We start from the raw sequence: 12676 nt of genomic DNA on the forward strand, positions 1-12676 counted from the left end.
GTGTGTTTTGCTCCCAATGTAAAAATACTTGAAAAGGAGGGGTCGTGCATGACCGACTTGATTGTGGGCACCCTGATACAAGGGTTGATTTATGCGCTGATTTCCTTCGGTGTGTACATCACCTATTCCATTCTGGACTTCCCCGATCTGAGCGTGGACGGCAGCTTTCCTTTGGGGGCGGCAGTCACCGCAGTGCTGCTGACCCGGGGGGTTAACCCGTACCTGACGTTGTTTGCGGCGCTTGGCGTGGGGGCGCTGGCGGGGCTGTTTACCGGCTTCATCCATGTGAAGCTGCATGTCCGCGATCTTTTGGCGGGCATCATCACCATGACAGCCCTGTTTTCCATCAACTTGCAGATTGCAGGTTCCAACCTGACGGTGGAGCGCAGCGTGGATACCATTTTTACTGCAGGACCCACCATGGCACTGCTGGGGGGGCTGAGCCTGACGCATCGCAAGCTGGTTGTGGCGCTTGTGGTCGTTCTGGTCGTAAAGCTGCTGATGGATGCGTTTTTTACCACCAAAGCGGGATTGCTTCTCCGGGCGGTGGGAGACAACGCAGCGCTTGTCACCTCCCTTGCCAAGGACCGAGGCAATGTAAAACTTCAGGGCTTGGTGCTGTCAAATGCGCTGGTGGCGCTGGGCGGCGCGCTGGTGTGTCACGAAACCCGCAGCTTCTCCGCGACCATGGGCACCGGGCAGGTGGTGTTCGGCCTTGCCTCAGTGATTATCGGTGTGGCCCTATTCCGTCGTCTCAGCTTTGTGAAGGGGACCACCGCCGTCATTGTGGGCAGTATCCTCTATAAGCTGTGCATCGCTCTGGCGCTGAGCCTGGGCCTGCCGCCTAATATGATGAAGCTGATCACCGCCGTGCTGTTTTTGCTGGTGCTGGTGGCTTCGGGCCGGAAGGGGGAGGAGATTATCCATGCTTGAGGTGCGGGAAGTTACGAAAATTTACAACGCCGGCTCTGTGATGGAACAATGCCTGTTCGACAGATTCTCCCTCTCCGTGGAGGATGGGCAGTTTGTGTCCATTGTGGGCAGCAATGGCTCCGGCAAAACGTCCTTGCTCAACATCATCTGCGGATCCATCGCCGTGGAGAGCGGAGACGTGCTAGTGGCGGGCGAGAGCATTCTTAGGAAAAAGGACTTTCAGCGCTATGCCACCATGGGTCGGGTGTATCAGAATCCATCCATGGGGACCTGCCCCAATCTGACCATGCTGGAGAACCTGTCGCTTGCGGACAACAAGGGGAAGTCCTTCGGCTTTGGCCGGAGCGTGAACAAAAAGCGTATCGACTGGTACCGCGCCGAGCTGGAAGGCTTGGGGCTGGGACTGGAGGATAAGCTGAACGTAAAAATGGGGTCCCTCTCCGGCGGACAGCGGCAGGCGGTGGCCCTGCTGATGGCCACCATGACGCCCCTGCGTTTTTTGATTCTGGATGAGCACACGGCGGCGCTGGACCCCAAAACCGCCGAGGTGATTATGCTTCTCACGGACAAAATTGTGCGGGAGAAGCGGCTCACCGCCATGATGGTGACCCACAACCTGCGCTACGCCGTGGAATACGGCGACCGGTTGCTGATGATGGACCGGGGACAGGCGGTACTAGACCGGGCGGGAGCGGAGAAGGAGCAGACCTCCATGGAGGAGCTGCTGACACTTTTCAACAAAATTTCCGCTCAGTGCGGAAGCTGAGGAGGACACGCGATGGCAGACTATATCGGCGCCAGCGGCGAGCAGGCGGGAACGGATCAACTGGCCCAGGCGTTTGCGAATTTGGCCCCGGCAAACGACCCTGGTTGTCCGGAGGCCCAGGCGCTTGTGGAGAAATGGCAGGCCCATATGGCCGCGTATCACGGTGGCTGCGACCGGGAAAAGCTCCGGAACATGGGGCAGCTGTACGGCGCGGATGACCGTTTTGCTGAGACGCTGGATAGCTATGGAACCGGTACCGCCCATTATATGGGCGAGGCAATCATGAAATATCTGGGCTAATAAATGCGGTTGCCCCCCGCCCTATGGTTTTTAAACATGGAGATATTGCCTGCGGATGAGTAAAGCAAGAGGCTGAGGAAGCAAACGCCTCAGCCTCTTGAATTGTGTTAGGAAAAAATCCGTTTGAAAAAATAGGCCACAGACATTTTAGATGCTTCAGCCTGCCAGTGTCAGAAGTCTCTCCCGGTCCGTCAGCTCCACTGCGCCCCGGGAGAGGGACACCATGCCCTCCGACTGGAAATAGCGCAGCATTCGGGTGACCACCTCCCGGGCTGTGCCCAGATGGGCGGCTATCTTGTCGTGTGTGATGCGCAGTACATCGCTGCCGTCCAGCGTACTCTCCGCCAGAAGAAATTCCGCAAGACGCTTGTCAAAGCTCTTCCACATAATCTGCTCCACCAGCCACATCACCTCGGAAAACCGGGCGGCCATCAACTGATTGGTGTAATTCGCCACAGCAAGGGAACTGTCGGAAAGCCGCTTGTATACGTCCGAGGGAATTACCCACAGCTCCGCGTCCTTTTCCGCCTCCACGGCAATGTCAAACTGAATGTTTTTCATGATGCAGGAGGCGGAAAACAAGCACATGTCCCGCTCGAACAGGCGGTAAAGAGTGATTTCCTTCCCCTCGTCAGAGAGAATGAATGCCCGTAACTGACCGGAGCGCACAATCATCAGGCCCACGCAGTCCGCGGAACCCGCGTGCAAAAGCGTCCCCTTGGACGCAAAGCGCCGCACCGCCGCCCCCGCCAGCAGCGCCTGCTCTGCTTCGGTTAGCTCTTTCCAAACAGGAAAATAATTCTCCAGCTCCATGCGCCAACGCCTCCCGTCAAGGCGGCCTTTCTAAAAAGACCGTCTGTTTTAATACTACTATGATTATACCCGTTATTTTTCGCCTGTCAATTTTTTAACCGGAGGAACTGACTGCAAAAAATTAAGAAAAAAAGCAAAATAATTATAGGCAAAGTTGCTCAGAGGAAGGGATCAACGAAAAACGCTCCGTAAGAAAAAAGCACTTGTAGGCCAAAAGATTGGGCGGGGAATCGCCGCCAATGGTGACAACATCACAGAAGAACCGAAGCCGTGGGCATATACTGTTAAAAAATAGACGTGCGCCGGAGAGGCCGCACGGCAAGGAGGAGAAGTTATGTCAAAGGTCGTGATTGTCGGCGGCGTCGCCGGAGGGGCCAGCTGTGCTGCGCGGCTGCGCCGATTGGACGAGGAGGCCGAAATTATTCTGCTGGAGCGGGGAGAATATATATCCTACGCCAACTGCGGGCTGCCCTATTATGTAGGAGACGTGATTCGCTCCCGGGACGCGCTACTGGTTCAAAAGCCCGAGGTGATGCGTCAGCGGTTCCGGGTGGATGTGCGCACCCAGAATGAAGCTCTTTCCATCGACCGGGAGAAGAAAACTGTTGAAATTAAGAACCTTGCCACGGGCGAGGTTTATCAGGAGACTTATGACTATTTGGTGCTGGCCACCGGCTCCTCTCCCATCCGTCCGCCCATTCCCGGCATTGATTCTCCACGTATCCGGACACTCTGGACCGTGCCGGACACGGATCGGCTGCGGGCCATGGCACGGGAAAGCGGCGCACGCTCCGCCGCGGTCATCGGCGGCGGTTTCATCGGGTTGGAGGTGGCGGAAAACCTCCATCATTCGGGGCTGGACACCACGATTGTGGAGATGCTGGATCAGGTGATGGCTCCCATGGACTATGAAATGGCGCAGGTGCTGCACGAAAACATCGAGGCAAACGGCGTGCACCTGTCCCTTGGCGACGGGGTGGACTCGTTCCGGGACGACGGCAAGCAGGTGACCATCGTGCTGAAAAGCGGGCGGGAAATTACCGTGGATTTTGTGGTGCTGTCCATCGGCGTGCGCCCCAACAACGAGCTTGCCAAGGCGGCGGGGCTGGAGCTGAACCAGCGCGGCGGCGTGGTTGTAGACGATTCTCTGCGCACGGCGGACCCGGACATCTACGCCGTGGGGGACATCGCGGAGGTGGGCGAGCTGGTGTTCGGCGGACGGTCCATGGCCCCGCTGGCAGGCCCTGCCAATAAGCAGGGCCGCATCGCGGCGGACAACATCGCAGGCGGCAACTCGGTATATCGGGGCGCGCAAAGCACCTCCATTTTTAAGGTGTTTGACCTGACCGCTGGGACCACGGGTGTCAACGAAAAGACACTTACACAGCGGGGGATGCTTGCGGGCCGAGACTATGAACGTGCGGTCATTACCCAAAACTCTCACGCCGGCTATTATCCCGGCGCGGTGCCCATGTTTCTGAAGCTCCTGTTCTCCATGGACGGGAAGAAGCTGTTCGGCGCGCAAATTGTGGGCTATGACGGCGTAGACAAACGGATTGACACCATCGCGGCAACCCTGCGGCTGGGCGGTGGTGTCCGTGAACTTGCGGAGCTGGAGCTGGCCTATGCTCCACCTTATTCCTCCGCCAAGGACCCTGTGAATATGTTGGGCTTTACAGCGGAAAACGTCCTCTCCGGAAAAATTCACTTCTCGGATTGGGATGCCGTGGAAAAGCTGCCGGATGCGGTTTTGCTGGACGTGCGGGAAGACGCGGAGCGGATGGCGTTTCCGCTGGAAAGTGCCCTTCATATCCCTCTTGGGGAGCTGCGGGACCGACTGGACGAGGTGGACCGCACAAAGCCCGTTCTGGTGTTCTGCGCCATCGGCGTACGGTCTTATAACGCGTCTCGCGTCCTGATGCAAAAGGGCTTTACAAACGTTCTGCTCTATCCGGCTGGAACCCGGTTTTACCAATCGACCCATTACCGGCAGTTTGGGGAGACGGTCCAGTTGGATTCGCCGGTTTCAGACAATGACCAGGCGGCGGGAAGCTTGGACTCCGGTGCTCCCAAAGAGACAATCCGGCTGGACTGCAACGGCTTGCAATGTCCCGGTCCCATTATGAAGGTGTTTGAAACCATGAAGGAAATGCGAGACGGGGAGACGCTGGAGGTCACCGCCTCCGACCCCGGATTTGTAAAGGACATCGGGGCCTGGTGCCGTCGCACGGGAAACACGCTGATTGTCAGTGAGCGGCGGGGGACGGATTATGTGGCGCTGGTACGCAAAGGCATGGCAGAGCCGATGAAAACAGCGCCGGCAAGCGGGGGGGCGTTCCCTGCCCACGCGGGAACGCAGGTCGTCGACACGCCACAGGGGAAGACCATCATCGTCTTTTCCGGTGATTTGGATAAGGTGCTGGCCAGCTTCATCATTGCAAACGGCGCGGCGGCCATGGGTCGTCCCGTGACCATGTTCTTCACCTTCTGGGGACTCACAGCTCTTCGCAAGGCGAAAAAGCAGCCGGTGAAAAAGACTTTTATGGAATCCATGTTTGGCGGGATGTTGCCCCGGGGCAGCGAAAAGTTGAAGTTATCACGGATGAATATGGCGGGAATGGGCACCGCCATGATGAAAAAAATCATGAACGACAAACATGTGGACTCTCTGGAAGCGCTGATTCGCAAGGCCATGGGGCAGGGCGTGAAAATCGTGGCCTGCACGATGAGCATGGATGTCATGGGAATTAAGGAAGAGGAGCTGATCGAGGGCGTGGAGCTTGGCGGCGTGGGCGCGTATCTGGGCGACGCGGAGGAGTCCAATGTGAACCTGTTTATTTAAGAGCGCCACGCAGAACGGTTAATCGGGCGCTTTCTGAGACGGAAAAAAAGAAATAATGGAAGTGAAGAGACTTTATATGCGGAATAAAGTGTGGTATGATAATAAAAAGTGAAGGGGCAGACAGAACACAAAAGGTAGCGCCAGAGTGGAAGGAAACGGTGATCCAATCTTTGCTGTATAATCCGCACCATCCCCGGGTGGAAATTAAGAGGCAAGAAAGTATGGGCAGATCCGATGGAGATAATCAGGAAGATAAATAGCATGAAGTATGACAAAGGGGTGTTGCTACGTGCGATACAAACATAGTTTTGAGTTACTATGGATCGGACTTATTATGGGAACGATTGCGGGCTTCTTTTCGTATGTGGCAGGAATTTCCTTAATACTAATTGCAATTATCCAAGCTGAGATTTTTTACCGTTGCCCACATTGCAACTATTCTCTTTTAAACGTTGGGGGAATGATTCCGAATTGCTGTCCCCATTGCGGGGAGGATTTACCATAATGTGTTCGTAATGAATAGTACGATTTTAAAAAGCTGGAATTTCCTGATAAAGGGCGAACACCGGACACTTGCCTGTGTCCGGTGTTCGCCTTTACTGATTTGCAGCTTGGTTCCTCTGCAATAAGTTCGCCGGCAATCCCTGAGCCATTGCCGCATTACACTTGCATTGCTTGGCTACTACGGATTTTTACCGGCAGAAAATTGACGTGGACAATTCCCATCTCCGTTGTCCGGTGGGAAATCTTGCCCATCTCCTTATTATAGAACCTGAGAAAGCGTTAGAGTGAACTTCCTTTAATATGCCTTGCAGATGTCATATTATCATCCTATAATAAAAACAATGGAGGTGATACAGTGCAGATTAACAGGCTGTTTGAAATGGTGTATCTGCTGCTGAACAAAGAAAGTATGACTGCGGGAGAGCTTGCGGCACACTTTGAGGTTTCTCCTCGCACGATTTACCGCGATGTGGAGCTTTTATCTTCGGCGGGCATTCCGATTTATATGACCAAGGGGAAAGGCGGGGGGATCTCGCTTCTCTCCGATTTCGTTCTTAATAAAGCCGTGTTGACCGAGGGTGAAAAGTCAGATATTCTCTCTGCGCTGCACGCAGTAAACGCAGTCAGTTTGGAGCAAACTAATACCGCTGTGCAAAAGCTGTCCTCTCTGTTTGGAAGCGCAAATGCCGATTGGGTTGAAGTTGATTTCTCCGGGTGGGTCAATGCTGAAGAGGAAGCGGGGCTATTCCGTACGCTCAAGGCCGCCATCCTAGGAAAGAGAAAAGTGGCGTTTCACTATCATAGCAGTGAAGGGGGTATGCAGCGCACGGTGGAGCCACTGAAGCTCTGTTTCAAGGGACAGGGCTGGTATCTTTATGGGTTTTGCGAAGTGCGGAAGGATTACCGATTTTTCAAGCTGCGGCGCATAAAAGAATTGAAGCTGCTTGAAGAGCGTTTTAAGCGCCCAGCGCCGGCAAAAATATTAAATGATAGCAAGGTCTTTCAGGATAATTTCGTAACCATCACCCTCAAGCTCTCGGAAAAAATGGCGTACCGCGTGTATGATGAATTTTCGCAGTTCAAAACGCTTCCCAGTGGCGAGTATATCGCACAGCTCACCATGCCCAGGGGCCATTGGGTCTATCAGTACCTCGCTACCTTCGGAGAGTACTGTGAAGTTTTGGCACCCGAGGATATTCGTATGGAAGTAAAGAATATTCTGCAAAAAACGCTTACAAGATATTTATAATATGACATATAGCTGTCAATTGATCCTTGCTATGATGACAACATCAAAAACAAGGAGGACAATGAAATGAACTATGAAGTTGTGAACTTAGAGGAAAAAACGATTGTGGGTGTAAGTGCTGTGACCGGCAACAGCGATCCCGAAATGGGGAGAATTATTGGCGGGCTGTGGGAAAAGCTGTATCAGCGTGGCGCCATTGCCAGCATAAAAAACAGGGCAAGCGCATACGCCATTGGACTGTACTCCGATTATACGGACAGTGAATACTGTGTAACGACAGGCATTGAGGTTTCCAAGGCGGAAAATCCTGAGCTGACCGTCAAAACGATCCCGGCTGGGAAATACGCAAAATTTTTGGTGCATGGGGATATGGTACAGGCTGTCGCCAATGCATGGGGCCAAATCTGGCAGATGAATTTAGACCGCAGCTTTACAGGCGATTTTGAGGAATATATGAGCAGTGACCCTGAAAACTGCGAGATTGCCCTCTACATTGCCTTGAAGTAAAAAAGAGAAGCCACATTGAGCAAATCACAAACGGTTAAAAATAAGCCGAATAAGGAAAGGACCTGATCTATGGATTACAGGCAAGAATTTGAGCGCATGATGCAAACACAGACATCCATCGCACTTGCAACAGCAGCGGACGGAGCGCCTAATGTGCGCATTGTCAACTTTTATTATGATGCAGAGCTGAAAACCCTGTATTTCTCCACCTTCAGCGACAACCTTAAGGTTACAGAGTTTCAGAAAAACCCTCGTGTTGCGTTTACAACAATTGCAGTGAAAGGGGAAGAACATGTGCGGGTCAAGGAAGGCACGGCTCGGATAAGTTCTGTGGAAATTGAAACCATCAAGAATAAGTTCTTGGCCAAGCTGCCGGACTATATTATGAGTATCCCGGACGTCCTTCCCGCACTGATCCTGTTTGAAGTCACCTTTGAACAGGCGGAAGTGGTACTTGATTTTAAACACATGGAAACCATTAAAATATAACAGCGTTCAAGGCACACCGTGAAGAAATTCACGGTGTGCCTTTTTCAGATCTGCGGAAGAGATATGACCACAAAAGGCCGCATGTTATTTCGACATTAAATTTCATGGCTTGACCCGCAGGATACAAGCGCTTCGTTTGTTCTGCGGGATACTTTTGCACGTAGTATGCACCGGCCAAGGTGACTGCGGGGACGGCCAATCCGGGATAGCCCCGTTCTCCCTGCGGTCCCTCCGGCCCGGGGAAACCCTGCGGGCCTAGCGATTCGGTAGGACCGATGCATCCCGTAACGCCTTGTGGTTTCGGAGGTCCTGGCTGGACGTTCACGCCGAGAAAGTCTCAGGCTTGCACTGGACTTTACAAATACCGGAAAAACGGATATACTAACAGTAATTTATTATAAAAAGGATAAAATGCGGCCCGGTTTGGACCGGAAACGCTGAAAAAAGAAATTGGAAAAGGACGAAGCAATTATGGAACTGACACAAGGCGTCCGGTTTGACAGTCTGGGACTGTCACCGGAAATTATGCGCGCCCTTCATGAGCGCAATATTGAGCTGTCCACTCCCGTGCAGGCGGGCTGCATCCCTCCCATGCTGGCGTGGAAGGATGTGATTGCCAAGGCGCCCACCGGCAAGACCTTTGCCTACGGGATTCCCATCGTGGAGCACATCGACCCGGCAGATGAAAGCGTGCAGGCGGTGATTTTGGCTCCCACCCGGGAGCTGGCCATCCAGATTACAGACGAGTTGCGGGATATCGCAACCTATCGCGCGGGGGTCAGGATGGTATGCCTTTACGGCGGACAGCCCATCGGCAAGCAGATTGACATTCTCAAGAAGAAACCTCAGATTGTGGTGGCTACCCCCGGGCGATTGGCGGACCATATGAAGCGGCGCACCGTCCGGGTGGAAACGGCGCAGACCGTCGTGCTGGACGAGGCGGACCGGATGCTCGACATGGGCTTCATCCACGACGTCACCCGGCTGCTTGACCGGATGAACAAGCGAAAAAATCTGGGTATGTTCTCTGCCACCATCTCCCGGGAGGTCATGGACATCGCCTGGGTCCACCAACGGGACGCGGAAGAGATCACTGTCCGGGCGGACGAGGAAAACAAGCCCGATATCCTTCAATACCGTCTGGAGGTGACCCACGACGGAAAGGCCGAGGCCATCACAAAAATCATGGATGGCGGCGAATTTGACCGGGCCATGGTCTTTTGCAATACCAAAGGCTCTACGGAGCGCATTGCGAAATTCTTGCAGATGCGGGGCGTGGACGCGGAGTGCATCCACGGTGACATTCCTCAGAAAAAGCGGGAGCAGGTGATGGACAAGTTTCGCAAGGGCGAGCTGCGGGTGTTTGTGGCCACCGATGTGGCGGCTCGGGGCATTGATGTGGACGACGTGGATGTGGTGTTCAACTGCGACGTGCCGGACGAGAATCAGGACTATGTGCATCGGATCGGCCGCACCGGTCGGGCCAGACGGCACGGCATGGCGGTGAGCCTGATTGCCGACTACCCGTCGAAAATGAGGATTGACAACATTGCCAAGTGCACCGACAATGCGATTGTTCCGGCCCGAATGGATGCGGACGGAAAACTTTCTGCGGAGTCCGCCCCGGGAAAGTAAAAAAGCGGTTAAATTAAGAAGATACGCCCGGCGTTCCAATTGGAACGCCGGGCGAGTTTGCATTTGCGGATCTGTCGGAGCAATGCGCTGGCAGAAAAGAGGAACGCGCTCAGGCGGCCGTTTCCGTCCGGGCAGACTCGAACTGCTTCACCTGCTCCAAAGTTTGGCCCTTGCCGGTGAGGTCGGCGGAGAGTGCCGGATCAATGGCAACGGCCAAATACATGTTGTTTCCAAACAGGAATGCGCCGGAGGTGACGCCCACCACCTGCCCGAATATGTTCAGCAGTGCGCCGCCGCTGGAGCCTTGGGAGATGTCGGCGGTGGACATGATGCAGGGCGCATCATAGCCATCCGTCGCCCGGCTGGCGTCGCTAACGATTCCGGCGGAGACGGCCAACCCCAGTCCGAGGGGGCTTCCGATGGTATAGATTTCATCACCCGCCCGAAGTGTGCCCCGGGACGCGGTTTCAAGAGATACAAAGCCCGGCGTTTTCGCGCCTGAAAGGGAAGTGCGCCCAATGCGCAATACGGCGATGTCGTTGCCCTCGTCGTAGTAGACCACTCCTTCCACCGGATACTGCTCACCGCTGACGAGGGTGGCAACACCGGCAGCGCAGTCTGCAATGGCGTGGTAATTGGTGACGGCCAAACCGTCCCCGCTGATGAAAAAGCCGCTGGCACTGCCGTCAGGCTCTTTTAAATCAAGGTTTTTGCCATCTTCATACATGCTTAGCTGAAACACGGCGGCGGTATACCGATCGGCGGCCTGCCGGGCGGTCAGCTCGGGACTTTTAAGATTTAGTCTGTCCGCAGCAGTGGCTGCGGCGGGGCTGGCGGCAATCAGATGTGCAAGAAGCGTGCCGCCGTCTTTATTGGAGGCGTACAGCGCACCGGCGGTCAGTTCGAATAGGTCACCCCGGGTTAGTGTTTTTCCGTAATCCCGGGAGGTGATCGCCATGTGCCGGGCGAAGACAAGCGCGTTTTCGTAGGAAAAGTCCTCGCCCGAATAGCCCAACAGCCGCCCCAGTGCGGTGCAGTAGGCCGCGGAGGTGATGGCTTCGGATGCGCCGAAGGTATCCCCGGTGACACCGCGAAGCCAACCCTGTCCGTAGGCATACCGCACGGACTGCACCGCGTAGGCGGGCACGTCCTTAAAGGGGATGGAGGTCTTATCCGCGGCAGCGGCCTTCTCCGCTCCGGCAAGGCGCACCAGAATCACGGCGGCCTGCGCCCGGGTGGCAGGGTCGTCCACGTTGTACGCGCCCCGGACCACATGCAGGGCGGAGAGGGTTTGGGCGGCACGGGTTCCCTCGCCGGTAAGCGCCCCGGCGGGAACGGCGCAAATCAGCAGCACAGCCGCAAGGGCCAATGCAAAAAACTGTTTTTTCATGGTGAGCAACAACCTCCAAATAAGATTTTTCAATTTTAACACGTGCGTTCGTGGTTTTCAAGGCGGGCGAAAAAATACCTTGGAAGGACGTGGGAAAGAAGGGCTTTTTTGCGGGATGGAACAGCAGGCGTGGACATGCGGTAAAAAAACTGGTATAATAGCCCTGTAAAAGTTTATGCGGGCCTGTAGGTGGCTTTCGAGGCGGCGTATTCCGCCCCAAGTGACATGCCGGCAAATTTATAAGGACAAACAGGAGCGACACATGGCAAAGGAGCTTGCGCCGGGACTTTGGCGCCTTGATATTCCTCTGGTGGGGAATCCATTGAAAAATCTCAACAGCTATCTGATTGTTGGAGAGCGAAACCTTTTGATTGACACCGGGTTCAACCAGCCCGCCTGCCGGGAGGCAATGGACCGACAGCTTGGGGAAATCGGCGTGGACCTGACTCGGACGGACATCTTTCTGACGCACCTGCACAGCGACCATTCAGGCCTTTCTACCTATCTGCACCGGCCGGGTGGGGCCGTGTTTCTCAGCGATTGGGACGCGAACCGGCGGGAGGAGTACAGCCGGGATGACGCGCTTTGGCGGCGGACCTACGCGGGCTATGTGGAAAACGGGTTTACGCGGGAGGAGGTGGACTGGCTGGGCGGCGGTAACCCTGCCCAGACGGACGTTCCCGAGCCTTTGGGCAGGCCCTATGACCGACTGAGAGACGGGCAGGTGCTGGAATACGGCGGGCGGAAGCTGCGCTGCATCCTCACCCCGGGACATACGCCAGGGCATCTGTGCCTGTACGACGCCGAACATGAGACGCTTTTTTCCGGAGACCATATCCTCTTTCACATCACGCCCAACATCTGCCGCTGGGAGAGGGTTCCCGACTCTCTGGGGGACTATCTTGATAGCCTTGACGCAGTGAAGGATCTACCCGTGAAGACTCTGCTTCCCGCTCATCGGGAGGAGACGGGGGACCTGCGCCTTCGGGTGGAGGAGCTGAAGGCCCACCATGCGCAGAGAATTGAGAGTGCCCGGAAAATTGTGGAAAGAAAGCCGGGGCTGACCGCCTATGAAATTGCGGGGGAGATGCGGTGGAGCATCCGCGCCCGAAGCTGGGCTGACTTTCCTCTGACCCAGAAGTTTTTCGCAGTGGGAGAGGCACTGGCCCATCTGGACTGGCTGGAGGTGCGGGGCGGCATCGAACACCGGGCAGAAGACGGAAAAATTCGGTATTATCCTAAGTAATC

The 12676-nt window shown here is 55.2% G+C and carries 11 protein-coding genes; 9 read left to right on the forward strand and 2 right to left on the reverse strand.

Features of this window, described 5'->3' with window-relative positions; genetic code table 11:
* Positions 1-48: 48 nt before the first annotated feature.
* Genes RT018_RS00755 through RT018_RS00765 form a run of 3 tightly spaced genes read left to right on the forward strand, consistent with a single transcriptional unit; the run spans position 49 to position 1999 of the window.
* Positions 49-933 carry an ABC transporter permease subunit gene (locus RT018_RS00755; protein WP_312938615.1) on the forward strand — a complete coding sequence of 295 codons (885 nt, stop codon included), beginning with the start codon at positions 49-51 and terminating at the stop codon, positions 931-933.
* Positions 926-1699 carry an ATP-binding cassette domain-containing protein gene (locus RT018_RS00760; protein ID WP_312938616.1) on the forward strand — a complete coding sequence of 258 codons (774 nt, stop codon included), beginning with the start codon at positions 926-928 and terminating at the stop codon, positions 1697-1699. Before RT018_RS00755 ends, RT018_RS00760 begins: the two co-directional genes overlap by 8 nt.
* A gap of 12 nt (positions 1700-1711) precedes the next feature.
* The gene (locus RT018_RS00765; protein WP_312938617.1) at positions 1712-1999 is read left to right on the forward strand and encodes a TipAS antibiotic-recognition domain-containing protein; all 288 of its coding nucleotides are present in this window, start codon (positions 1712-1714) and stop codon (positions 1997-1999) included.
* Between the two features lie 156 nt (positions 2000-2155).
* Here RT018_RS00765 and RT018_RS00770 read toward each other — a convergent pair whose 3' ends face one another.
* Complete coding sequence (locus RT018_RS00770) at positions 2156-2812, reverse strand: Crp/Fnr family transcriptional regulator (protein WP_312938618.1); 657 nt, start codon at positions 2810-2812, stop codon at positions 2156-2158.
* 334 nt (positions 2813-3146) lie between these two features.
* On the opposite strand from RT018_RS00770, the gene RT018_RS00775 reads away from it, so the two are divergent.
* The 5 genes from RT018_RS00775 to RT018_RS00795 all read left to right on the forward strand — a co-directional run bounded on the left by RT018_RS00775 (position 3147) and on the right by RT018_RS00795 (position 10038).
* Positions 3147-5654 (forward strand): FAD-dependent oxidoreductase, encoded by a 2508-nt coding sequence (locus RT018_RS00775; RefSeq protein ID WP_312938619.1) that lies wholly within the window; start codon positions 3147-3149, stop codon positions 5652-5654.
* An 859-nt stretch (positions 5655-6513) separates the two neighbouring features.
* On the forward strand, positions 6514-7407 hold the full coding sequence (locus RT018_RS00780; RefSeq protein WP_312938620.1) for a YafY family protein: 894 nt from the start codon (positions 6514-6516) through the stop codon (positions 7405-7407).
* A 66-nt stretch (positions 7408-7473) separates the two neighbouring features.
* Entirely contained in the window at positions 7474-7914 is a 441-nt protein-coding gene (locus tag RT018_RS00785; protein WP_312938622.1) for a GyrI-like domain-containing protein, read from the forward strand.
* Positions 7915-7983: 69 nt separating this feature from the next.
* Positions 7984-8403: a pyridoxamine 5'-phosphate oxidase family protein gene (locus RT018_RS00790; protein ID WP_312938623.1), complete on the forward strand. Its 420-nt coding sequence runs from the start codon at positions 7984-7986 to the stop codon at positions 8401-8403.
* A gap of 471 nt (positions 8404-8874) precedes the next feature.
* Positions 8875-10038 (forward strand): DEAD/DEAH box helicase, encoded by a 1164-nt coding sequence (locus RT018_RS00795; RefSeq protein WP_312938624.1) that lies wholly within the window; start codon positions 8875-8877, stop codon positions 10036-10038.
* A gap of 109 nt (positions 10039-10147) precedes the next feature.
* Here RT018_RS00795 and RT018_RS00800 read toward each other — a convergent pair whose 3' ends face one another.
* Complete coding sequence (locus tag RT018_RS00800) at positions 10148-11428, reverse strand: S1C family serine protease (protein WP_312938625.1); 1281 nt, start codon at positions 11426-11428, stop codon at positions 10148-10150.
* A 262-nt stretch (positions 11429-11690) separates the two neighbouring features.
* Here RT018_RS00800 and RT018_RS00805 point away from each other — a divergent pair, with 262 nt between their 5' ends.
* On the forward strand, positions 11691-12674 hold the full coding sequence (locus RT018_RS00805; protein ID WP_312938626.1) for an MBL fold metallo-hydrolase: 984 nt from the start codon (positions 11691-11693) through the stop codon (positions 12672-12674).
* The last annotated feature ends 2 nt before the right edge of the window (positions 12675-12676 follow it).

Source organism: Oscillibacter sp. (assembly GCF_032060045.1).
Classification (GTDB): Bacteria; Bacillota; Clostridia; order Oscillospirales; family Oscillospiraceae; genus Oscillibacter.